Raw genomic sequence first — 20,650 nt, 5'->3', positions numbered from 1 at the left:
ATTGATCTATTTTTTTAAAACGCTTTACAGGGATGCGGCCACCAAGGCCAGAACACCAAGTATCGAAGCTGCGGCTACCGTAGGATAGAACTGCTTGTAAGTAAATATGGGGGAGAAAGCACTCATAACTGCCATGAACATGGGGAATAATAGCGCGACCACTAGGGTTATGATGAAACTTGGATTTAGGATGTTAGGAGCTATTCCCAGGAATAAGGTTGCGAACAGAGTGGCCAGCACAAACATTAGAAATCCCCGGGTTAAGTAAACATATGCCCTGTATTTTGCCGCGTATTCAAGGTAGGGGCCCTCTATAACATCTGCCTTGGTTTTTAGAATAGCAAAGGGATACTCGTTTAGGAGTATCATGTACCCAATGAAGAACACCACGGCTCCCAGGACTCCGGCCACAGTGAATAGTATGGGTCCGTTTACCTCTTGGTAGGCCACTATATCTGAAAGGTATATGCTTCCCGTCATAGCCACCGCCACAAACAGGGCAATGTAGATTGGAAAAGAACCAAAAGCAATCATTCGGAATGCTCGTAGAGTACTTAACTCTTCCACGAATGACCGAGGAGTTTCGGGATGTTTAGCTCCCCTAGCCATATCCGGAAATGGCATACGTACGGAAAGGACAGATTTTGATAAACTACCCATAAACATGTACATAACTTCCTCCACCTTTAACAAACCCACTATAGCGATAACACTAGCCAGACCACCTAAAAAGTACATTTCAGGGATTAACAAGATTAACAACACAATTACTACTATTAAGCTAATAATAGGAAGTGAATTATACAGTCTGGGCATGGGAGAATTGGGACTTATGGTCTGTTTGAAGAAAAATTTGATGGGAGCCATGATCCCGGGACTGGTAATGGGTGGACCGACCCTTTGCTGGATCCGGGCGTGTATGAACTTACGTTCAATGCCAGGTAGCAAGAGACTTACGATAAAGGCCACCACCAGGGTGCCCAGTACTGTTAGTAGGGAATATGTAACGTTCATGGTTAGTTCACCTCATATCTCGATGATCTGTATTGCTCTGTCTGTGCATGTAAAACAGGGATCGCATTGAACAATGGACAGTTGGGCGTCAGTAATGTGATGACCTATACAGGCATGCTGCATTGCACCTATATTAGCCATGGACGGCGTCCTGATTACACAGTGTCGCACTCGACCGTCTTCTAAAGCATAGGAATGATAAAGGGTCCCCCTAGGCACTTCGATATAACTCTTGGTAAGGGGTGTATCTTTCATATCCCAGCTACGGTTAGTAATGGGGCCTTCCGGAATATCCCGGATGGCCTGGCGGATAATCTTTATGGACTCAAAGTTTTCAAAGACGCGGGTCAGAAGTTGGGATTTCACATCACCTCCATCCTGGGTGATGACGTCAAATTCGAATGGATCGTACTCTTTCATGTCCGTCCGAACGTCACTTTTAACCCCCGTAGCCCTTAAGGTAGGGCCAGTGCAGGCTAATCGCAACGCGTCTTTCTGACTGATAACTCCCACTCCGGTAATTCTGCTCAAGACCATGGGGTCGGACACGAAACGGTCCGCAAAGGCGGCAAGCCTCTCCTCCATCAAGTCCATTCCGTCCTTGAGTTTCAGGATACGGTTATCATCCAGTTCGCAGCGGGGACGAACCCCCCCCAGAATGGATGCTCCGTACTGCACCCGGTTGCCTCCGATCATGCCTAACAGATCCATCACTGTTTCCCGAATGTAGAACAATCGCATGGAGAAGGTTTCATGACCCAGCACCTCGTTTCCATGGGCCAGATAAAGGAAATGGCTGTGTAGTCTTTCTAGTTCTTCCATTATAATCCTTATATATTGTGCTCTTTCCGGTACTTCTATATCCAGGGCCTTTTCTCCCACCAGACAGGAGTTCCAGATGTGGCTGTTGGAACATATACCGCAGATCTTCTCGGTGAGACTGTTGGCCTTCTCCACCGGGAGGCCTTCCATGATTCGTTCCACCCCCCGGTGGTTAACTCCCACCGTTATCTCTGCATCCCGGACTATCTCGTCTTCTACGAAGAGTCTAACCCGGTATGGTTCTAATGCGGCAGGGTGAACCGTCCCCAGCGGGATCTCTGCCTCAATAACCGTTTGTTTTTGATTGTTATCATCCATGAGCTTACACCTTCAATTTCAATATATTTCCTTTTCAAATTAGATCTAAATTATTCTGCGTTTAATAATAATGGTAAAGCAGAGACTAAACCAGCCACTATGTCTTGTGGACGAACTGCACATCCAGGAACTTTAGCATCCACTGGTATGATCTGATCTACCGGTCCTGCTATCTCTTCTGATGGAATATCACCATGACAGTTCTTGTACACTCCTCCCATTAGGGCGCAGGCCCCAGCAGCTACCACTGCCTTGGGCTCTGGTATGGCTTTATAAATTTCTCGTAACGGTCCTTCGTTGTGCTTGGTTACTGGACCAGTGACTATCAAGACATCTGCTTCCCGGGGATTCCATGTTAAAAAGACTTTGTATTGTTCTGCATCGAATTTGGGAGAGAATATACAGTTAACTATTTCTATATCGCAGCCGTTGCATCCACCGGTGTACACCAACATCACGTGCACCGCTCGACCCCGAGAATATGATTTTAAGCTCATATGCTTCCTCTTAAATGTTTTTAGTGATTGTATATGTTTTATGTAATTTTTAGTTAATTCTTCTTGATTTAATTTTCTTCATTTCTTCGCTTTCTAATGATGGTGTTATCGGCCAGGTACTGGGAGATGAATGCTATTTTATCATCAGAGATCTTAACCGGCTTTTCAAGAAGTTTAGATATGTCTGAGTCTACTTCGCCCACATCATTAGGATGTATTGTTCCTGCCTCACCAAATAAAGCGTAGAGTGGGCAGAAATCATGGCAATAGTAACAGTTAACACATTTCTCGCTATTAAGAACCGGTAACTGGGTTTTGGTGAGTCCCTCCATCAGTTCCACTGGTTCATCCAGTTCCACCATTTCTATGGCCCCGGTGGGGCAGGCGTTGCTGCACCCTCCACAACCGATGCAAGGAACCTTAGCTACCTTTTCAGTAGGCGTTACCCGGCCCTCCAGGATCATGCTGCGCAGTTCCATATCAGTTACCCGGTCTGAGGCTAATAATATCCTCTTCAGGTTGGTAAAAGCTCCTTCCAGGAATATGAGAACTAGATTCTTCATGGTTCCACCTCGAATTCTCTTTCAAAGAGTATTGCTCTGGCTGGACAGGCATTGCTGCATGCACCGCAGTATGTGCACTTGGATTCATCCACCACCATCCTACCATCTTCCTCTTTAATAGCATCCTCCGGGCAGATTTTGGCACATAACTTGCAATTCATGCATAGTTTGTCCTGTACAAAGGTGAATCCTTCTTTGATGGATTTTCTCCGCATGGTAGTGGTGGGTATAGCCTCCACAGGGCAGTGAATAGCACAATTCTCACAGAGCACGCATTTTTCAAGATCCACGTCAATGGTACCCCTTCGTAAAGTTATCGCGTCCTTAGGGCATGTCTCAGCACATATTCCACAAGATATACAGTCATCAGAGACTGAACCATCCCAAGTAACCTGTTGGAAGCTTCTGGCTTCATTTAAGTCACATGATTTGACACACTTACCACATGAAACACAGAAACCTTCTATTTTACGTTCTGGATCATTGGATAGCCTTAAAGTACCAACTGGACATGCATCCAGACAGTCCATGGTTTCACAGTCTTCACAAAGGTTGGGGTCGTAACGTAAATGCCCATTCACCATCTTCAAGGCACCTTGGGGACATGCGTCTGCACAAAGGCCACAGTTGAGGCAGGAGATGAGTTTGCCCGTGATTTGTTCCTCGGGTTCTAATTTGTTAATTTTTACCTGGAAGTCCTCGATGTAGATGGCCTGATTAGGACATTCACCTACACACTTCAAACAAGCTGTGCATTTCTCTGGATCTATGGTGCAATTTTCGATGGCCCCTACGGGACAGACATCCTCGCAGACCCTGCACTCGGTGCATTTCCCCGTTGGCTCCACATCCACCAGGATGGCCCCTGTTGGGCAGTAATATTCACATCTTCGGCACAGGGTGCACTTCTCAGCATCGGTTACCAAACTGGTTCTTTGCGCCAATTCTTTCTCTTTCTTGGACCTTAATGGTGGTTGAACTGTGAGGTTAAGTGATTCCAGAAATTTGAGTTGACGGTCTTCAATGACATCGTAAGCATCCACACGAGCCTTTTCGGGACAGGAAGGGACACATATTCCACATCGTGAACAAATACCCTTAACCACCCCATCTTCAATGGTAATATTGTTTACCGGGCAGGATAGTTCGCAAACTCCGCAGGCGTTGCATTTGGCCCGGTCCACCACATATCCTCCGTATTTATTTTTGAAAATAGCCTTGTTGGGACAAACATCGGCGCACACGCCGCAGGTTATGCAGCTGAAGGCTTTGCCATTAATAAGACGTATAGCACCAGTAGGGCACTCTTCGATGCACTCTCCGCTGCCTTTACATTTCTTGGTTGTTAAAAACATGGGTGATCCTTCCCTTATTCCTCCAATTTGCTTTGTTGTTGGTTATCTTTATTAATCCTTGAATTCTTTTGTGATTTATTTGCAATGATGCAGTATTATGGTTTTAAATTCCGTGGTTTTTAATTCCGTTATGTTGATTCCTCGATTTTTGCAGTGGCACTTCTTCCAAATATTAGTTTTCCCAGGATGATTCCCACTGCACAGGCTACAAAGCCACTGGCTAAGGGTGCATCAGAGTAGTATGGAAACGGGCCCAGGAAGTAAGCTACAATCATGGCCACTATGATAAAAACGGCGTAAACCGATGCGTCAAATTTAAGTTTGCTTTCCGGATCTTCCCTGATCCTGGTCCCCAGTACAAAGCCTAGGATGAAACCCAGAATAAGTGGTCCAGCGTATATTATCATTCCTGAACCTCCTCTTTTTCTCCTTCCAGCTCCTTAAATCCTAGGAATGCTATTACCACTGCACTTAACCCTACCATGACCTTCAAACCCACCACGAAGTTTAGGTAAGGAATTATTCCGGCAGAGGTAGGGTCCGGGTAGTTGAAGACCGACTGAATAGATGCCGGTACGATACTGTAGAGATCCACTCCCACGTTATACAGGAAGAATCCGGAGAATATGAGTCCTGCTAGGCCCAGGAAAACATATCCTAAAGCACCTACACTTTCAACTGCGGCCATGAAGTCATGGGAAAGTTTAAATGGGCTTTCTTTAAGTCCGTATACAATTAGACAGAATATGAATCCGGCAGCTATTATGGCTCCGCCCTGAAATCCTCCTCCAGGGGTGATGTGCCCACCCAGGATGGTGAGAACCCCCAGGCACATTATAACCAGAGCTGCGGGGAATACAAATATCTTGAGAATGGTACTCATCTACTTACCTCCCATTTGGACTTTTCCTCTTCCAAACACCAGTAAAACTGCAACCACAGCGGTGACCAGAATTAGGGCCTCTCCCAGGGTATCATAACCCCTCCAGTCAAAGACCACGTTGGTTACCATGTTAGGGGCTATCTCAGTACCTACCCAGTTGTAAAGGTAGCTTATACCGGGATAAATAAGAGGTTTGAAGTCATATATTGATTGGAATAAAGCTACTGCAAATATTACCAGGGAAAATCCCATTATAAGATTCTTAATACCATCAGACATTTAAACTCCCCCAATAGAAAATGGTAATAACTATAACCAAAGCCAGTACAACGTAAAAGGTCATTCCATAAAGAGAATCATTCATTTCTCTTTTTAATCGCGGCATAATCGGCATAGCCAATACTGCGGTAGATAACACCACCAGAATGGCTACAATCATCAGCACATTATTAACCAGTCTCAGCATGATCAGGGCCACCAGTAACGAGGATATTAGGGTAATTTCCGCAGTTAACATAGCCGAAGTGGACACATTAGTAACAGGCCCCTCTGAATCAGCTTTTTGAGCATCTTTTATCTTTTTTACAATTAGGTCATAGAGATTCATGGAATACCCCCTGCGAGACTAGTAGATATTCCCTGTAAAAAGTCGGTGGCCACCTGGGGAAACAGCCCCAAGACCAGACAGACAAGGAGGAATATGAACAGGGCCAGGATGGTTACCCGGGGTATTTTATCATTTCGGATGGTCAGGTCCACGGGCCTGGGCCGCATGTAAACAGCGTGGAAAGCCTTCATAAAGGTCATAAAAGTTACAATGCTGAGGAGTATCATTATAACCCCTAACTCGGGTAGGCCCGCTTGAATTGACGCCTGAATTAGCATTAATTTGCTCTGGAAGGCGTTGAGAGGAGGCACCCCCGCCATGGCAAAGCCGGCTAGAAGAACCAGCAGAGCGACCAGGGGGTTCTTAACCATAAGCCCGCCTAACTTGCGAATATCACTCTCACCGGTCTGGTAGTAAATGGTTCCGAATCCAATAAACAGGAAGGCTGTGATTATTACTTCGTTGACGGCCTGGAAGAGTCCAGCAGTTATCCCGTAGGCTGTGCCAAGCCCTAAACCCAGTCCAATATAACCGAGTTCTCCTACTGCCAGGAAACCGATCATACGTTTTAGATCGGTTTGCATGATGGCCATGGTAATTCCCAGGATCATGGCCAGTAGTGAAACTCCAATGATTACCATCTGCGAAAGGGGCAGATAGGAGAAAATACGGAGTATGATTATACCCAGGGCTACGAAGGTAAAGACTGAAAAGGCCTGGAGGAGTGCAGCACCATGTGGGAGGGCTTTACTATATATGGCCGATTTAATGGTGTGGAATGGCGGAAGCCCCGAACCATATAGCCACCCAAAAAAAATCAGCCCACAAGCCATTAAAATCACCGGATTTTGTGGATCGACAACTCCACTTTTTAAGGATACAATAATATCAGTAATGTTAACATTTCCAGTTACTCCTAAAAGCAGCGCAATTCCCAATAGCAGCAAAGGAGATGCTATACTTCCCAGAATCATGTATTTCAGGGCTGTTTCGTAATTTCCTTCCACCTGCGATACCAGAACCACTCCCACCGTGGCCAGGGCCGCGATTTCGAAGAACACGTAGAAGTTGAAAATGTCATCGGTAAGGAGTAAGGCACTGACTGCCGCCACGCCCATGAACATCATAAAGCCATATACTCCCGATGGCCTTCGGGTTTCAAACAGCGAAACCATTATGGCCAGAAAAGCCACCAGGCCTAGGATAAATATGAATAGTTTCTGAGCATCCTGGAAGGAATAGGTAATGGCCGGGTGGAATGCATTGAGTGCAGTTCCAGTTATTAAAGACGGTAACCCCGTGGACAGGGTAGGGTTCTGGGTTAGGGGCTCATATCCCCCGAAGTAGTGTACTCCATAGCTGGCCAGTAGCGGTAGTAACGGTAGTGTAAGGGCCACTACAATGGCAATGGTCTTTATTGTGCGATCTTTTTTATGAAGAAGGTTTAAAAAGAGTGCACAGATTAGGGGAACCATGATCATTAAAGGTATTAAGAGGTCCAATTTATAGCCTCCTTAAAATTAAGGTTACCCTCATATTTGTGGTTTCCAGGTTATGATAACTATTTAACGACATATGATTAGTCCCCCAGTACCTTGGATGCCTTTAGGGATCCGTGTTTCTTGTAGAGCACCATGATAATCCCCAGCATCACGGCCATAGTACTGGCCCCTATTACAATACTGGTTAAAACCAGGGCAAATGGAAGTGGATAAGCGGCGTTCTGTGCAAACCAATCACGGGCCATACCTGGCAAGTAAATGTACACAATTCCGCCCGGTTTGTACCCCAGGGCGATGAGGAACAAATTGGCCCCATCTCCGATAAAAGCCAGACCTATCACCTTCTTTATTAGGTTATCCAGGAATACTGCTGCAAATATGCCAATAACAATCAGGGCACCTGCCGTGAATAGTGAAGCCAGTTGTGTGTCCATGATCATTTTTAATCCTCCACCCTTCGTGTTTTGTAAACTGCCAGTGCAATGAATACGGGGATTATGGCTGATCCCACGATGGCTTGGGTTAAGGCCACATCCGGGGCCAGCAGGTATTGATAAAGAAAAGCTAATGATGCTCCAGGAATACCAGTGAGTATAGCTGCCTTCAGGAGGTCTCTCTGCATTAGAGCCAGAATAGCGCCCAGAATAGTGATGATCATCAATACATATTCAATCATTGTTTATCCTCTCCGTAGAAGAATCCGTTGGCCATGGCATGCGATGCAAATGGGGCCAGAATAAAGTAGGCCCCGGCCAGTAGGGGCTCACCCAGGACCAGCAAGGCCAGGATACAAGCCATGTCCGCAACCCCCAGAATGTGGATTCTCGCGTATAAGACCCTTTCTAGGTCATCTTTAAATCTTAAAATTCCTAAAGCTGCTAAAAGGATAAATATGGCTGATACTATTAGTAGACTCGCCCTTATGATGGTAAAAATATCATCCATTGTGATACCCCCTTAAAACCCGGGCAAAGGCAATGGTTCCCACCGGCCCCAGTAGCACCAGGGCAGTTGCAATATCCTTGCAATAGGCTATATGATAAATATTTTCAACAAGAATGAGAATTACGGCTACTGCTATACTCAAAGCTGCAGTTCCGACCAAACCCATCCCAATGGTTTTACGTGTGGCGATGCGTATACAAGCAACGGCAAAAATGGCCAGAGCCGCCAGTAGAATGTATTCCGATATTATTAGTATACTCATTCTAACATCCCTTTTATGTATGGTTCAAACGGAATAACGTCCTCGTTTTTGCGTGCAATAATAGTTGCTACCTTTAAAACTTGATTTTCTGAATCTAAATCCACGGATAGAGTTCCAGGAGTCAGTGTGATGCTGTTAGCCAGAATAGTCTGAGAAATAGGTCTCTTAAGGACAGTGGGTATTTCCACAATTACTGGCTCCACCTTGCCGTTCACGGTTCGTGCGGCAACATCCAAGGTTGCCTTGATAATTTCAAAGATTAAAACCATGAAATAGGCGATTCCATAGAATATTCTTGTGATAAACATGGTGAATTAGCCCCTTAAACTGTCTATGATGATTAACAATGCACAATTAACATGGTTAAAACAGATTAAGCCACCCTAATGAAGCATAAGTTAACCATGATAATTACAATTCATCATTATAAAACATGATATATAAATATAACTAAATTAAATTTCCACGGTATTTCTACCCATTTCCCCCTAACTGGTTTTTTTCAATTCAACCCTTAATCATCTTTTAACAGAGTAATAAAATTGACATAAAGACCGTAATAAGATACTAATTTGTGCACAAATTAGTGATTTACTTATAGATCCATTGAAGTAGTGAATGAATTTGAGAAAGATTAGATGTAGAACCAGATGAGCCCCATCATCCACAAGATTATCAAGAAAATCAGCATCTTCTTACCGAATTTCTTTGAATACAAGGGGCTGAAAAGAGCCACTCCCCTGCCAGTGAACATATCCAAAATGATATGACTCATTAAACCCAATACAAAAGAAAGAAATACATAAAATACATTAAAAGACACGTATGACATTAAAAATATCCCCAAAAAACTCAAAATAACATAAAAGGGTACAACCTGTTTGTTTAAAATTAATATACCCAAAAAAACAGCTATAATAGCCAGAGAGGGTATAACTGGTACTGAAAATTTAAGAAAAAGTTGAAATGCGCCATAAGTGAACATTGTTAACAAGGAGGCGATGAGTGTTACACCCAATATGGAGTGCATGAATCCACGGTGAGTTGATACGAAAAAAATCAATGATAACAAGATAAGGATTAAGCCCAGTAAGATAGATGAGTGGATGATATAGAGGATCAGAACTAAAATGATCCCAAAAAGGGCGAGTAAAAGCAAGTTACTATTTCGAAGCGGGTGATCCAGATCTACGATGGATGCACCAATCACTGCCAGGGAAAGGTAAAAAACATTGGGGAAAAAGGGGGCAGTGACTGCAATGGAAATGAGTAGCGAAAATAGTAAATGGTTCTTATAAGACGGCATTTTCCTAAGATTCTGATTTTAAAGATTTTTTGACCATGAAAAAGGTCATGGGTGTACATCAGTTAATTCCATCAATTTAAATCCCGCATAATCTAAGAATGTTCTCATTTGATGGTATGAACGTTCTGGACTTCCTTTTTCGACCCATCCATTGTTAGACACTACTTCACAGGTAACCGCCGGGGTACCACTCAGGTTAGCTTCATCCTCCAGGGCTCCAGTAAAGAGAGTTCCCGCATTTTCCTGGCATATTATTTTGGAGGAGGTATTCTCTGCTATATATTTTGCCATTTTAAAACTCTCGTAACAGGGTTTCTTGGAACAAAAAATACTTTGAACCCCGGGATTACTGTTCTTTTGGGTGGAATGAAAATCGGCTAAAGCACCTATTTTAAGGGATTTGAGTAGCTTTAAAATGTCATTAGAAATAGTGCCTGGTTTATATGCACTTCGATTCATATCAAAACCATCAAAACGGCGTGAGTTTTGCATGATGGCCTTTGGTATGGCAAATGGGATGAAGTAAATTGTGCCACGTAATTTAATTACACTTATCTCGTTTATTAACCTTACCGAGGAGATTTGGGGGGGCAATTCATTACCATGAATCCCAGAAATAATCATTACCCGGGGAGTACCCTTTCCTAATTTTAAAAGAGGCGTACCCTCTTTAGCAGCATCGATGAGAGTTTTTGTCAGGGGTTTTTTAACTAAATGTTGATTTAAAGTACGGTTTTCCTCTATAATTCCCCCAGTTCCCGAGGACATAATGGTCATTTCCAGATTCATGCTACACCAAGTTTTAAATTAAGCCTTTGTAAATATAAGATATGATTTTAGATATGATTTTAATTTTCATATAAATAATCAAGGTGATTCAAAAATGGAGAAAGTGGTCCTTGCATTCAGCGGTGGCCTGGACACCTCTGTATGTGTCAAATTATTAGAAGATAAATATCAAAAAGAGGTTATAACTGCCTGTGTCGACGTTGGTCAGCCAGAGGAGGAAATATCACGACCTGAAAAATTAGCCCGTGATATGGGAGTGAAACACTACACCATTGATGCTAAAGAAGAATTTGCACGAGAATTCATATTTCCGGCAGTTAAGGCCAACGCCCTTTACGAAGGTTATCCCCTCAGTACTGCCCTGGCACGACCCCTTATTGCCATGAAAATCGTGCAACTGGCCAAAAAAGAAGGTGCAAGCGCTATCTCACATGGATGTACCGGGAAAGGTAACGATCAATTCCGTTTCGAATCCACCATCAGATCCGGTTCTTCTTGCGAGGTCATAGCCCCCATTCGGGATCTGAACTTAACCCGGACCGAAGAAATGGAATATGCCAAGGAACATGGCATACCTCTCCCATCAGACAAGCTGTACAGTATCGATGAGAATTTATGGGGCCGTTCCATTGAAGGAGACATTCTAGAGGATCCTATGATAGAAACTCCCGAAGAAGCCTTTAACTGGACTCGCTCCACTGAAGATGCTCCGGAAGATGCTCAAATCATGGAGATAGCCTTTGAAAAAGGAGTGCCCATGGCCCTTGATGGTCAGAACTTGGGCCCGGTAGAAATTATTGAGGCCTGTAATCGGGTGGCTGGTTTACATGGTATCGGCCGGGTGGATATCATGGAAGACCGTATAATTGGTTTAAAATCCAGGGAGAACTACGAAACTCCCGGTGCTTTGTTCATTATAACCGCCCATAAAGCATTAGAACAGCTAACCCTAACCAGAGCCGAACTTAAATTCAGTGAAATAGTTTCTCAAACCTACTCTGAACTGATCTACAATGGCTTGTGGCACGAGCCCCTGCGTGAGGATCTGGATAAGCTCCTGGATCATATGCAGCGGAGGGTGTCTGGAGTAGTTAAGCTCAAGCTGCATAAGGGAAGTCTGCGCATCCTGGGAAGAAAATCTCCATACAGCCTCTACAATGAAAAGGCCGTCTCTTTTGAGGATAAGGATATGGACCAAAGAGAAATGGCAGGTATGGTTAAAAACTATGCCCTCCAGGCGGCTTGTTACCAGGAAATCTGTAAAAAAAGATAGATTCTTGGTGTAAATAAGGTTAACACATGGGCATTCTGGAAATCGTTTTAATCGGAATAATCCTGGTCATTCTGGGCATTATCGGCATTAATGTCCTGCTGAAGGTAGGTAAGATAGTTCTCACCATCGTCGTGCACATGCTGCTGGGTTGGATAATGCTCTTCATCTGGAATATATTACCCTTCTTCAAAATTCCCATCACCATTTTAACTGTACTGGTTGCTGGTTTTGGTGGTATCCTGGGAGTTGGAGTCTTGATATTGGCCAAAGCACTGGGATTATATTAAGGGACTAAATTGATTTTATTGGGGTTTCATTACTTGTGGAAGGAAGTTTAGAACTTGGGTGGCTGTGAAACTGTACCCAAATTTTTCTCGAGCCAGATCTCCAGCCCTTCCATTGATATAAGCACCCAAAAGGGCAGCTTCAAATCCAGAATGCCCCTGAGCCATCAGACCTCCGACTAATCCTGCTAAACAGTCCCCCGTACCCCCCACAGTCATGCCCGGGTTTCCAGTGTTATTAAGTTTCAATAAACCATTAAAGCCAATTAAATCTATTCTTCCCTTTAAAAGGATGGTGAAAGTACTGTTAAGAGTTAAATTTCTGATCAAACCTATTTTATCTTCCAGATTCCCAGTAACGTCCTTTCCAAAAAGGGCCTTAAATTCAGCCGCATGAGGGGTAACAACGATTTCAGAATCTTTTTCATATAATAAATCTTTGTCAACCAATTTTAAAGCATCGGCATCCATTAAGACTGGTTTTTCGATATTTTCAATTATCTGATTAACTGCCAGTTTAGTCCCTTCCTCGGTGCCAACTCCACAGCCAAGAACAACAGAATCCACTTTTTCTGAGAATTTTAGTATGGTATCCACATCGGAAGGTAGAATAACATCGGAAGGTAGACTTTCAACAATTATATCTGGAGAATATGAGCGTATGGCAGTAGATACAACTTTAGGACAAATAACGATAGATAGATCTGCACCAGATCCCAGGGCAGCCAGAGCAGCCAGAGCAGGAGCGCCAGAATAATCTTTACTCCCACCGATAATGAGCACCCGACCATTTTGACCCTTATGGGATTTTTGATCTCGCTTTCGAAGACGTAACAAATCCCCTGGGCCAGCATACAACTCTGCGTCCAGGGGGATGCCGATGTCACAGACATGTATGGTGCCCACGTAATCCGACCTGGCTTTTTCAAGCCCAGTCTTCTTCCGGTGAAAAGTGATGGTATGATGGGCCTTCACGGCCTTGTGCCCAACCAACCCAGTGAGAGGATCTAATCCACTGGGAACATCTACAGCGACTTTAATCGCTTTAGATTGATTTATAACATCGATGGCAGTGGAAAAGGGTTCTCTAATTTTTCCATGAACACCGGTACCTAAAAGTGCATCAACTACCACATCAGAGCCCGTTTGTGTGACCTGTGATGAATCATTTATAACTGTTATCTGTAGATCACTCAAGTTATGGTCAATTTTTTCTAGAAGCTCCCAGTTGGTGAGGGTTTCCTGGGACTTTATTTGACAGGGGTGGGCTAAGAGTAGGACCTCAACCCCAAATCCATAGTTAAGCAAGTGCCGGGCTGCTACAAAACCGTCTCCACCATTACCACCCACTCCGGCAAATATGGTAACTCGGCAGGGATCTACTATTTCCACAATTTTCCGGGCCAGAGATCCACCAGCATTCTCCATGAGGGAAGACCTTGAGATACCCATAGCCTCGGCATTAGCATCAACTACCATCATGTCCTTGGGAGTCATGTTATCACTATTAATATAAATTATAAAAAGGTGATATTTAATCTTAGGATTTTTTAGCCCTCTTTTACGCAATTCTGTGATGGGGGTGAACAGATGATAGGCGGTGATCAGTTGCGAAACCCAATACCCCCCAACCCGGTAGTTCCCTCCATACCTTCCTCTATTCTGAGATATGCGCTTCTAGGTGTGGGTCTACTTTTAGCCTATGGAATTATCGGATCTATGATTATAATGCGACTGGATCCCATAAATGCCCTATACTTTGCAGTGATAACAACGGCAACAGTGGGTTACGGCGACATAAGCCCTGCCAACCCCATACAAAAGTTGTTTGTAGTTACCCTGGTTTTAGGAGGGGCCAGTCTATTAGCTTATGCCTTTACACTTGCCATAGCGGTGGTTTCCATGACATTTGAAGATATTACATCAGGAGCTCGTGAAAAACGGCGAATTGCATCTTTAAACAATCATTTCATACTCTGCGGCTACGGTCGTGTGGGTAGCGCCGTGCACCGGGAGCTCAAGAAAAGAAAACAACAAGCCCTGATTATTGAAAGAGACAAAAATGTAGTTGAAAAGGAGCTTTGGGCAGAGCCAGAGGTCATGGCCATCCACGGAGATGCTACTGAAGAGTCTTTGATGCGCCAGGCCAGAGTGGAGAAGGCCCGGGGAGTGATCATAACCACTGGCGATGATGTGGACAACCTGTTTATAACTCTCACCGCACGAGAACTGAATTCTGAGGTATGGATAGTGGCCAGAGCCAGTAAAGAAGAAAACATTAAGAGATTGTCACGCTCTGGAGCAGATAAAGTCATATCCCCCGAAACCAGCGGCGCAGCAGACATCTACTTCGCCGCCATCGAACCCACCATTATGAAGATTACAGAGATGCACGACGTGTCTGACATTCGTAAAGAATCTGAAATAATTCTAAAACACGGATGCACCCTGGAAAATATAGAATATCATCTACCGGAATTCAAGGAACCTTTGGCCAGAATTGTTGGTTTATCAGATCAAGAACAGTTAGATCGTTTTTTAGAAAGTTTGGAACGTGATAAATCACGTAAAAAATCATTAGAGAGGATATACGAGTCGGTGAGTGGTATTCACTCCCACTGGATTTCCGGTCCAGACAAAAAGAGCCTGGACGCAGTTGCCAAAGAACTTGAAAATGAAGGTTTCCTCCTAGGGATTGACCTAGAAGAGCAAGAAATAAAAGAAGCAGCTCGGAAATATGGAAGGCTGGTTGAAGTCGTTATAAAACCAGAAATCAAGATTACGGAGATGCACGGAGTTTTGGATATAAGGGAAGAAGCAGAGATAATTCTAAAAAACGGATGCACCCTGGAAGATATTGAATATTATCTACCAGGATTCAGGGAGCCATTGATGAGGAAAGTTAACCTTTCTGAACTGGGGGAGATGGACCGGTTTCTGGAAGGATTGAATCATGATTCAGTGAAGATGGAAAATCTAGAACGTCTTTACACTCTCTCAGGAGGAGGAATACACTCTCACCGTATTTCTGGGCCGGATACCAAAACTTTAGGAGTGGTAGAGGAAAAACTGAAGGAGAAAGGCTTTCTTTTAGGGGTAAATCTAACAAAGAACGAAATTACCAATGAAATCCAGAAATTTGGAAGAATCTCTGAGATGCTCCTCAAACATGACGTGGGGCAGGTAGATGATAAAAAAATCGTTATAAGCCTTGGAGGACGTATTTTAGACTCAAAACATTATCTTCCCGGTGTGCATCAGGTGGTGACCCGCAAATTGTATCTAAAGTCCATGGAAGATCTGGAAAGGTGTGAAAAGGAGTACCAGAAACCCGACGCCAAAAGATCCTTACAAGCACTTGACGAGATTTCAAGACATATACATTCCCACACTGTTTCTGCGCCGGATGTAAAGGTGATTAAAAGTATTGAAAAGGCTTTGATAAAAGAAGGTATGCTCCTGGGCGCGGATGTTCCCGAAGAAGAGATCTGGGAAATTGTAGAGAGTGCTGAGGCTCGTAAATTTTGTATTGAAGATTAAAAAAAATTAAAAAAGAATAAAAAGAGGTTTAGAAGAGACTGGTAAGCCAGATCTGATAGGCACCTAGTGTTCCGCCGTAGTTACCGGCATAGATCCTCTTAACACCAGGAACCTTTACTGCTGCATTTATTCCTGCCTTCATGGCCTCTTTAATTGCGTCCTCGCTGACTCCATCAATGACGATTTCGTATATACCTTCAATTCCTTCCGGGATCTCACAGTCAATACCTTCGGCACCTCTCAGGGTGGGGCAGAACTTTTCGTTGGTGGTGGCGTGCATGAACTTGTACTTGAGAGAACCCACCTTGGAACCTGAAGCAACTATACCTCCGGGGAAAGGAGTAATGGTCCCAGGAACCCCTTGAATAGCATCAACAGCAACTTCTGCGCCAAGAAGAGCTGATGCCTGATTTTCAGCCATTACAAAGAAGTTACCTCCGGCAACTCCGCCTTTAATTCCTAATTCTTCCTCTATTACAAAATCTCCAGACATAAGTGGAATTTTATAAATTTTTCTTCCACCAACATTACCCTCCGAATCATATCCATCGGCAAAGAATTTGAGTTTAAATCCTATTCTTAGTTTTTCATCGGCTTCATCGCCCATGGCATCGAACACCGCGGTGGTGGCCGAGGTTAATATACATTGGCCGATTCTTTCGATGAGTTGGTGCTCCAGTTCGTCTTTTTTAGGGTGACAGATCATTACCACGTATCCGGGCCTCCCATCGGGAGTTTCATTAGGAGGAATGTAGGCGTCAATGCCGGCCTCGGCTGGACATGAAATTACTGATGAACCAAATCCTACCGTTTCATCGGCTGCTATTTTGGCGAATTTTTGGGTGGCAGCTGTAACCAAGAATTTTGAAACGTATATATCGAAAGCTTCTGCAAAGGTATCTTCTATTTCTACGTTGTTAATTTGCATCAAAATCACCATATTAGTTTAGGCTATCTTCTTACCGGCATCACCGACTTTAACTGAGTAAATCTCTTCAATGGTTATTATTATCGCTGCTTTCGGACTGGGAGCCAGCGGGTTGGTATCTTTCACCCAGTTAACCACTTCATCAAAATATTTACCTTCAGTGAATATTTTCACAGAACCCTTAAACTGGTAGGGGTATCGAGCCGCGTCCTGAACCACAAAGGCTATTTTAGGATTGGCTTCCAGATTAGCCCGGCTTTTTACCATATAACTATCAGCAATTATGACCGTTTTTTCGTCCAATGGCTTGATAAATCCAATGGGGACCACGTTCGGAACTCCCTCTGGAGTGGCCGTGGCCACATATGCGCGCTCTTTCTCAATTATTTCCATCATTTCCGCGTTCATCATTTAATAGACCTCCATTTCCCAATTAAGACATGGTGTGTTTAAATAGCAATAGATATTGATTGATTTACATACTTTTATAATCTTTTTGATTTAATTTTGTGAAATGACAGTCCAGTTAACACCATAATCCAAATGAATTTAAGGTTTTAACCAATAAATAACGTTAAATTAATAATCGATTATTTTAAAATGTTTAAAAAATAAATAACCACTCATTGTAACGGAATTTCGCTACTTTAACTATAAAAGTACTTTTTTAAAATTTAAATCCTCGGTTGAAAGTAGAATTACTGTTTTTTTACCGGAAAGATATCCACAGGTCTCTCCGGGATTAATTATAATTGTTTTATCACCTGAAACATCCATTTGATGGCTATGCCCCCTTATCAGAACATCATAGTTCTCACCACTGGCCAATGCATCTACTAAGCTCTGGTTTGCACCATGGATAACAGCTATCTTCCTTCCATCAGTGTGTATCTCCTTGAAATCCTCCAGATTACAAAGTTCCTTAAACGCTGTTTTTAATCCCTCCCTTTCCCCATCATTGTTTCCGTATATAGCTTCAAAAGGCATTTTAAGTTTTTTAAACTCGAAAGCGGTGAAGGGGGAGATGAGATCCCCTGCATGTATGACCAGCTCCACCCCATTATGGTTAAAAAAATCAACCGCCAGACGAATTGCTTCCAGATGATCATGACTGTCTGACATTATTCCGATTAACATCCTTACCCCTCTAAAATATAATTATTATCTAGTAATTCTACCTTTTCTTGCAAATATTTTTTATGAAGAAACTCAATTTTCCTTTTAAATGATTATTACTGAAGTTAATGATTATTAAAAATACAAATTTCATTCAAAAATATTAGTAACAAATCTCCATAATATACAATAACGGAGGTCAATTGTATAAACTTTGGAGGTTGATTTGATGGCTTTGGATCCTATAACATTAATCATCATCGGAGTAGTAATATTGATTATACTGGCATTATCTATCCGTATAGTCAATCAGTATGAAAGAGGCGTTGTTTTTAGACTGGGAAAGGTTATAGGAGTTCGAGACCCTGGACTTCGTTTAATTATTCCCCTGGTGGATCGGATGGTGAAACCATCCCTGCAGATAGTCACCATGCCTATCCCGGCCCAGAAAATTATAACTCAGGATAACGTGACCATTGATGTGGCAGCAGTGGCCTATTTCAAAGTTGTAGATGCCTACAAAGCTGTGGTGGAAATTGAGAACTACAACCGGGCCGTGAACCAGATTTCACAGACCACAGTTCGGAGTGTGGTGGGACAGTTCACTTTAGATGAAGTATTATCCGAAACTCCCCTGGTAAACAGTAAAATTCAGGAGATAATTGACACTCACAGTGAAGCTTGGGGTATTAAAGTTACTACAGTGGAGATAAAAGATATTAAGTTACCCGACAGCATGCAAAGGGCCATCGCATTGCAAGCAGAGGCAGAAAGAGAAAAAAGGGCCAAAATCATATCGGCCGAGGGCGAATATCTTGCTGCCGGCAAACTAGGAGAAGCAGCCGACATAATTGCTGAACACCCTGTGGCACTTCAGCTGCGTATCATGCAGGTGCTGAGCATCATTGCTGCCGAGAAAAACTCAACCATAGTATTCCCTGCCCAGCTACTCAACAGCATAAGGGATATTAAGGACTTCCTGGAATCAGAAGTGCCCAGTGCTAAGGAAATTAAAAAATCTAAATAAGCCTTTATAGATCTTTAAACTCCATAGAAGCTTTGAATTACGCAGGGTGCTGGAATGCTTTAAAAACCCTGATAAAAACCCTGCTAATTCCATGGAGTATATGGATATAACCGGAAGATTTCGGCAGTTAATAGCAATCCCGTGGTCAGATTTATATCATAGTGCCGTCCATGAGTTATACGGTATAGATGATAGGTCAACTTAGAAGGAGGGATTTGCTTTTAATAGCACATCCCCTGGGAATGATCATGCAGGGCACCGGGGTAGTGGTCCTCTTACCCTTAATAACTGCCTTAGTATACAACGAAAGCACTTATCTGGCCTTTATTATACCTTCTATTTTATCCCTGGCCCTGGGATATCTACTCAAAATGCGTTCATCCCAGGACGATAAATTAGGGCTTAAACATGGGATGATCATAGCGGCCGTGGCCTGGTTGTGGGCTGCCCTGATTGGTAGCCTCTGTTTAGTGATGGGTACTCATATAGATTTTTTGAACGCTTTTTTCGAGAGCATGTCCGCCTGGACTGGTAGCGGTTTATCAATATTCACTAACGTGGAGATACTTCCCAAGTCTATTCTATTTTTAAGAAGCCTGGAACAATGGGTTGGTGGTTTAGGAGTTATAATTGTTATTATTGGAATATTAATTCGTCCTGGCACAGCAGCAGCGCGTCTTTACAAGTCTGAAGCTCGGGAAGAGAAAATAAAGCCCAGTATCACCGGAACAGTGAAAACCATTTGGTGGATATATCTATTTTACACGGTAGTGGGAATTTTGCTATATATAGCTGCAGGTATGCCTATTTTTGATGCCATCAATAATACCTTCACCAATCTCTCCACCGGTGGTATGTCGGTTAAAAATGATAACATCGGGGCTTATCATAGCCTGGCCATCTACATCATCACCATGATCCTGATGGTTATTGGTGGTACCAGCTTTTTGGTTCATTATAAGGCCCTGAAGGGCAGGGCCATTGATGTTTTGCGTGATATACAGTTCCAGACCACCATCATCATGATAGCATTATTTTCCATTCTGTTAATAGTGGGAACTAAATTTGCCACCATTGATGCTGTTTTTTTTGTTATTTCTGCCCTGAGTTGCACTGGTTCCAACATCCAACCAGTGAACGTGATGGTTAACTGGCCTGATTATGCTAAAATCATTATTACCGCCTGTATGATAATTGGTATGTCTGCTGGTTCGACTACCGGCGCCCTTAAACTCATCCGAATAATTACTCTGGTAAAGGGGATTTATTGGGAGATTTTAAGAATAGTATCCCCGGCTGGTTCCGTAATTCCTAGAAAAATTTCCGGAAAAGCGGTGGGTGATGAAGAGATAAGAGAAGCTGGAGGATACCTGTTCCTTTACTTTATATTCCTGTTTGCAAGCTGGCTGGTCCTTATGCAGTATGGATATGGGGGGATTAATTCCATATTTGAAGTAGCATCTGCCCAGGGTAACGTTGGCCTGTCCACAGGCATCGTCGCCCCCACAATGCCCCCCTTGACCGAAATTTTCTTAATAATAAATATGTGGGTGGGGAGGATCGAGATAATACCGGTTCTGGTTCTGTTAAAACTTTTCGTCGATCTATTTAAAAGGTGA

At 43.2% G+C, this 20,650-nt stretch carries 26 protein-coding genes; 5 read left to right on the top strand and 21 right to left on the bottom strand.

Annotated features, from left to right (window positions below):
- Positions 1-24: 24 nt before the first annotated feature.
- From FGU46_RS06050 to FGU46_RS05970, 17 genes are all read right to left on the bottom strand, one after another.
- Entirely contained in the window at positions 25-1,014 is a 990-nt protein-coding gene (locus tag FGU46_RS06050) for a respiratory chain complex I subunit 1 family protein (RefSeq protein WP_286472771.1), read from the bottom strand.
- A 12-nt stretch (positions 1,015-1,026) separates the two neighbouring features.
- Positions 1,027-2,154 carry a hydrogenase large subunit gene (locus FGU46_RS06045; protein ID WP_286472770.1) on the bottom strand — a complete coding sequence of 376 codons (1,128 nt, stop codon included), beginning with the start codon at positions 2,152-2,154 and terminating at the stop codon, positions 1,027-1,029.
- Positions 2,155-2,204: 50 nt separating this feature from the next.
- Entirely contained in the window at positions 2,205-2,651 is a 447-nt protein-coding gene (locus FGU46_RS06040; RefSeq protein ID WP_286472769.1) for an NADH-quinone oxidoreductase subunit B family protein, read from the bottom strand.
- 68 nt (positions 2,652-2,719) lie between these two features.
- The gene (locus FGU46_RS06035; RefSeq protein ID WP_286472768.1) at positions 2,720-3,214 is read right to left on the bottom strand and encodes a 4Fe-4S binding protein; all 495 of its coding nucleotides are present in this window, start codon (positions 3,212-3,214) and stop codon (positions 2,720-2,722) included.
- Entirely contained in the window at positions 3,211-4,569 is a 1,359-nt protein-coding gene (locus FGU46_RS06030; RefSeq protein WP_286472767.1) for a 4Fe-4S binding protein, read from the bottom strand. The genes FGU46_RS06035 and FGU46_RS06030 overlap by 4 nt, the downstream gene beginning before the upstream one ends.
- Positions 4,570-4,697: 128 nt before the next feature.
- The gene (locus tag FGU46_RS06025; protein WP_286472766.1) at positions 4,698-4,976 is read right to left on the bottom strand and encodes an energy-converting hydrogenase B subunit J; all 279 of its coding nucleotides are present in this window, start codon (positions 4,974-4,976) and stop codon (positions 4,698-4,700) included.
- Positions 4,973-5,452, bottom strand: a complete 480-nt coding sequence (locus FGU46_RS06020) for an MnhB domain-containing protein (protein WP_286472765.1) — start codon at positions 5,450-5,452, stop codon at positions 4,973-4,975. Before FGU46_RS06020 ends, FGU46_RS06025 begins: the two co-directional genes overlap by 4 nt.
- Positions 5,453-5,731 (bottom strand): EhbH, encoded by a 279-nt coding sequence (locus FGU46_RS06015; RefSeq protein WP_286472764.1) that lies wholly within the window; start codon positions 5,729-5,731, stop codon positions 5,453-5,455.
- Positions 5,724-6,059: an energy-converting hydrogenase B subunit G, EhbG gene (locus FGU46_RS06010; RefSeq protein ID WP_286472763.1), complete on the bottom strand. Its 336-nt coding sequence runs from the start codon at positions 6,057-6,059 to the stop codon at positions 5,724-5,726. The genes FGU46_RS06015 and FGU46_RS06010 overlap by 8 nt, the downstream gene beginning before the upstream one ends.
- Positions 6,056-7,561 carry an energy conserving hydrogenase EhbF gene (gene ehbF / locus FGU46_RS06005; RefSeq protein WP_286472762.1) on the bottom strand — a complete coding sequence of 502 codons (1,506 nt, stop codon included), beginning with the start codon at positions 7,559-7,561 and terminating at the stop codon, positions 6,056-6,058. Before ehbF ends, FGU46_RS06010 begins: the two co-directional genes overlap by 4 nt.
- A gap of 77 nt (positions 7,562-7,638) precedes the next feature.
- Positions 7,639-8,001: a cation:proton antiporter subunit C gene (locus tag FGU46_RS06000; protein WP_286472761.1), complete on the bottom strand. Its 363-nt coding sequence runs from the start codon at positions 7,999-8,001 to the stop codon at positions 7,639-7,641.
- 2 nt (positions 8,002-8,003) lie between these two features.
- Complete coding sequence (locus FGU46_RS05995; RefSeq protein ID WP_286472760.1) at positions 8,004-8,237, bottom strand: DUF4040 domain-containing protein; 234 nt, start codon at positions 8,235-8,237, stop codon at positions 8,004-8,006.
- Positions 8,234-8,506 carry a monovalent cation/H(+) antiporter subunit G gene (locus tag FGU46_RS05990; RefSeq protein ID WP_286472759.1) on the bottom strand — a complete coding sequence of 91 codons (273 nt, stop codon included), beginning with the start codon at positions 8,504-8,506 and terminating at the stop codon, positions 8,234-8,236. The genes FGU46_RS05995 and FGU46_RS05990 overlap by 4 nt, the downstream gene beginning before the upstream one ends.
- Complete coding sequence (locus FGU46_RS05985) at positions 8,499-8,768, bottom strand: monovalent cation/H+ antiporter complex subunit F (RefSeq protein ID WP_286472758.1); 270 nt, start codon at positions 8,766-8,768, stop codon at positions 8,499-8,501. Before FGU46_RS05985 ends, FGU46_RS05990 begins: the two co-directional genes overlap by 8 nt.
- Entirely contained in the window at positions 8,765-9,076 is a 312-nt protein-coding gene (locus FGU46_RS05980; RefSeq protein WP_286472757.1) for a monovalent cation/H+ antiporter subunit E, read from the bottom strand. The genes FGU46_RS05985 and FGU46_RS05980 overlap by 4 nt, the downstream gene beginning before the upstream one ends.
- Positions 9,077-9,402: 326 nt before the next feature.
- Positions 9,403-9,753 carry a metal-dependent hydrolase gene (locus tag FGU46_RS10880; RefSeq protein WP_353619898.1) on the bottom strand — a complete coding sequence of 117 codons (351 nt, stop codon included), beginning with the start codon at positions 9,751-9,753 and terminating at the stop codon, positions 9,403-9,405.
- A 366-nt stretch (positions 9,754-10,119) separates the two neighbouring features.
- Positions 10,120-10,863: a succinylglutamate desuccinylase/aspartoacylase domain-containing protein gene (locus FGU46_RS05970; protein WP_286472755.1), complete on the bottom strand. Its 744-nt coding sequence runs from the start codon at positions 10,861-10,863 to the stop codon at positions 10,120-10,122.
- 94 nt (positions 10,864-10,957) lie between these two features.
- Between FGU46_RS05970 and FGU46_RS05965 the strand changes: the two genes are divergently transcribed.
- Both FGU46_RS05965 and FGU46_RS05960 read left to right on the top strand, forming a co-directional pair.
- The gene (locus FGU46_RS05965; RefSeq protein ID WP_286472754.1) at positions 10,958-12,136 is read left to right on the top strand and encodes an argininosuccinate synthase; all 1,179 of its coding nucleotides are present in this window, start codon (positions 10,958-10,960) and stop codon (positions 12,134-12,136) included.
- Between the two features lie 26 nt (positions 12,137-12,162).
- Positions 12,163-12,423, top strand: coding sequence for a pro-sigmaK processing inhibitor BofA family protein (locus FGU46_RS05960; RefSeq protein ID WP_286472753.1), 261 nt, complete (start codon positions 12,163-12,165; stop codon positions 12,421-12,423).
- A 15-nt stretch (positions 12,424-12,438) separates the two neighbouring features.
- On the opposite strand, the gene FGU46_RS05955 is transcribed toward FGU46_RS05960, so the two are convergent.
- On the bottom strand, positions 12,439-13,917 hold the full coding sequence (locus tag FGU46_RS05955) for an NAD(P)H-hydrate dehydratase (RefSeq protein ID WP_286472752.1): 1,479 nt from the start codon (positions 13,915-13,917) through the stop codon (positions 12,439-12,441).
- Between the two features lie 93 nt (positions 13,918-14,010).
- On the opposite strand from FGU46_RS05955, the gene FGU46_RS05950 reads away from it, so the two are divergent.
- On the top strand, positions 14,011-15,960 hold the full coding sequence (locus tag FGU46_RS05950; protein WP_286472751.1) for a 3H domain-containing protein: 1,950 nt from the start codon (positions 14,011-14,013) through the stop codon (positions 15,958-15,960).
- 28 nt (positions 15,961-15,988) lie between these two features.
- Here FGU46_RS05950 and fhcD read toward each other — a convergent pair whose 3' ends face one another.
- From fhcD to FGU46_RS05935, 3 genes are all read right to left on the bottom strand, one after another.
- Positions 15,989-16,888: a formylmethanofuran--tetrahydromethanopterin N-formyltransferase gene (gene fhcD, locus FGU46_RS05945; RefSeq protein WP_286472750.1), complete on the bottom strand. Its 900-nt coding sequence runs from the start codon at positions 16,886-16,888 to the stop codon at positions 15,989-15,991.
- 18 nt (positions 16,889-16,906) lie between these two features.
- Complete coding sequence (locus tag FGU46_RS05940) at positions 16,907-17,299, bottom strand: pyridoxamine 5'-phosphate oxidase family protein (RefSeq protein WP_286472749.1); 393 nt, start codon at positions 17,297-17,299, stop codon at positions 16,907-16,909.
- A gap of 240 nt (positions 17,300-17,539) precedes the next feature.
- Positions 17,540-18,025 carry a metallophosphoesterase gene (locus tag FGU46_RS05935; protein ID WP_286472748.1) on the bottom strand — a complete coding sequence of 162 codons (486 nt, stop codon included), beginning with the start codon at positions 18,023-18,025 and terminating at the stop codon, positions 17,540-17,542.
- A gap of 214 nt (positions 18,026-18,239) precedes the next feature.
- Here FGU46_RS05935 and FGU46_RS05930 point away from each other — a divergent pair, with 214 nt between their 5' ends.
- Together FGU46_RS05930 and FGU46_RS05925 are read left to right on the top strand one after the other, a co-directional pair.
- Entirely contained in the window at positions 18,240-19,031 is a 792-nt protein-coding gene (locus tag FGU46_RS05930; RefSeq protein WP_286478261.1) for a slipin family protein, read from the top strand.
- Between the two features lie 188 nt (positions 19,032-19,219).
- The gene (locus FGU46_RS05925) at positions 19,220-20,650 is read left to right on the top strand and encodes a TrkH family potassium uptake protein (RefSeq protein WP_286472747.1); all 1,431 of its coding nucleotides are present in this window, start codon (positions 19,220-19,222) and stop codon (positions 20,648-20,650) included.

The sequence above is a fragment of the Methanobacterium sp. CWC-01 genome (assembly GCF_030323845.1).
GTDB classification, from domain to species: Archaea; Methanobacteriota; Methanobacteria; order Methanobacteriales; family Methanobacteriaceae; genus Methanobacterium; species Methanobacterium aridiramus.
Note: the sequence above shows the minus strand (reverse complement) of the source record. Positions and strands in the feature narration are given on the sequence as shown.

Bases quoted from the DNA above. Each gene is read 5' to 3' on its own strand.
- FGU46_RS05935 (WP_286472748.1), bottom strand. From the start codon at position 18,025: ATGTTAATCGGAATAATGTCAGACAGTCATGATCATCTGGAAGCAATT.
- FGU46_RS05990 (WP_286472759.1), bottom strand. From the start codon at position 8,506: ATGGATGATATTTTTACCATCATAAGGGCGAGTCTACTAATAGTATCA.
- FGU46_RS05940 (WP_286472749.1), bottom strand. From the start codon at position 17,299: ATGATGAACGCGGAAATGATGGAAATAATTGAGAAAGAGCGCGCATAT.
- FGU46_RS06050 (WP_286472771.1), bottom strand. From the start codon at position 1,014: ATGAACGTTACATATTCCCTACTAACAGTACTGGGCACCCTGGTGGTG.
- FGU46_RS06000 (WP_286472761.1), bottom strand. From the start codon at position 8,001: ATGATCATGGACACACAACTGGCTTCACTATTCACGGCAGGTGCCCTG.
- FGU46_RS05980 (WP_286472757.1), bottom strand. From the start codon at position 9,076: ATGTTTATCACAAGAATATTCTATGGAATCGCCTATTTCATGGTTTTA.
- FGU46_RS06045 (WP_286472770.1), bottom strand. From the start codon at position 2,154: ATGGATGATAACAATCAAAAACAAACGGTTATTGAGGCAGAGATCCCG.
- FGU46_RS06040 (WP_286472769.1), bottom strand. From the start codon at position 2,651: ATGAGCTTAAAATCATATTCTCGGGGTCGAGCGGTGCACGTGATGTTG.
- FGU46_RS06025 (WP_286472766.1), bottom strand. From the start codon at position 4,976: ATGATAATATACGCTGGACCACTTATTCTGGGTTTCATCCTAGGCTTT.
- FGU46_RS05925 (WP_286472747.1), top strand. From the start codon at position 19,220: ATGATAGGTCAACTTAGAAGGAGGGATTTGCTTTTAATAGCACATCCC.
- FGU46_RS05960 (WP_286472753.1), top strand. From the start codon at position 12,163: ATGGGCATTCTGGAAATCGTTTTAATCGGAATAATCCTGGTCATTCTG.
- FGU46_RS06020 (WP_286472765.1), bottom strand. From the start codon at position 5,452: ATGAGTACCATTCTCAAGATATTTGTATTCCCCGCAGCTCTGGTTATA.
- FGU46_RS06010 (WP_286472763.1), bottom strand. From the start codon at position 6,059: ATGAATCTCTATGACCTAATTGTAAAAAAGATAAAAGATGCTCAAAAA.
- FGU46_RS10880 (WP_353619898.1), bottom strand. From the start codon at position 9,753: ATGTTCACTTATGGCGCATTTCAACTTTTTCTTAAATTTTCAGTACCA.
- fhcD (WP_286472750.1), bottom strand. From the start codon at position 16,888: ATGCAAATTAACAACGTAGAAATAGAAGATACCTTTGCAGAAGCTTTC.
- FGU46_RS05995 (WP_286472760.1), bottom strand. From the start codon at position 8,237: ATGATTGAATATGTATTGATGATCATCACTATTCTGGGCGCTATTCTG.
- FGU46_RS05965 (WP_286472754.1), top strand. From the start codon at position 10,958: ATGGAGAAAGTGGTCCTTGCATTCAGCGGTGGCCTGGACACCTCTGTA.
- FGU46_RS05985 (WP_286472758.1), bottom strand. From the start codon at position 8,768: ATGAGTATACTAATAATATCGGAATACATTCTACTGGCGGCTCTGGCC.
- FGU46_RS06035 (WP_286472768.1), bottom strand. From the start codon at position 3,214: ATGAAGAATCTAGTTCTCATATTCCTGGAAGGAGCTTTTACCAACCTG.
- FGU46_RS05950 (WP_286472751.1), top strand. From the start codon at position 14,011: ATGATAGGCGGTGATCAGTTGCGAAACCCAATACCCCCCAACCCGGTA.
- FGU46_RS05970 (WP_286472755.1), bottom strand. From the start codon at position 10,863: ATGAATCTGGAAATGACCATTATGTCCTCGGGAACTGGGGGAATTATA.
- FGU46_RS06015 (WP_286472764.1), bottom strand. From the start codon at position 5,731: ATGTCTGATGGTATTAAGAATCTTATAATGGGATTTTCCCTGGTAATA.
- FGU46_RS05955 (WP_286472752.1), bottom strand. From the start codon at position 13,917: ATGACTCCCAAGGACATGATGGTAGTTGATGCTAATGCCGAGGCTATG.
- FGU46_RS06030 (WP_286472767.1), bottom strand. From the start codon at position 4,569: ATGTTTTTAACAACCAAGAAATGTAAAGGCAGCGGAGAGTGCATCGAA.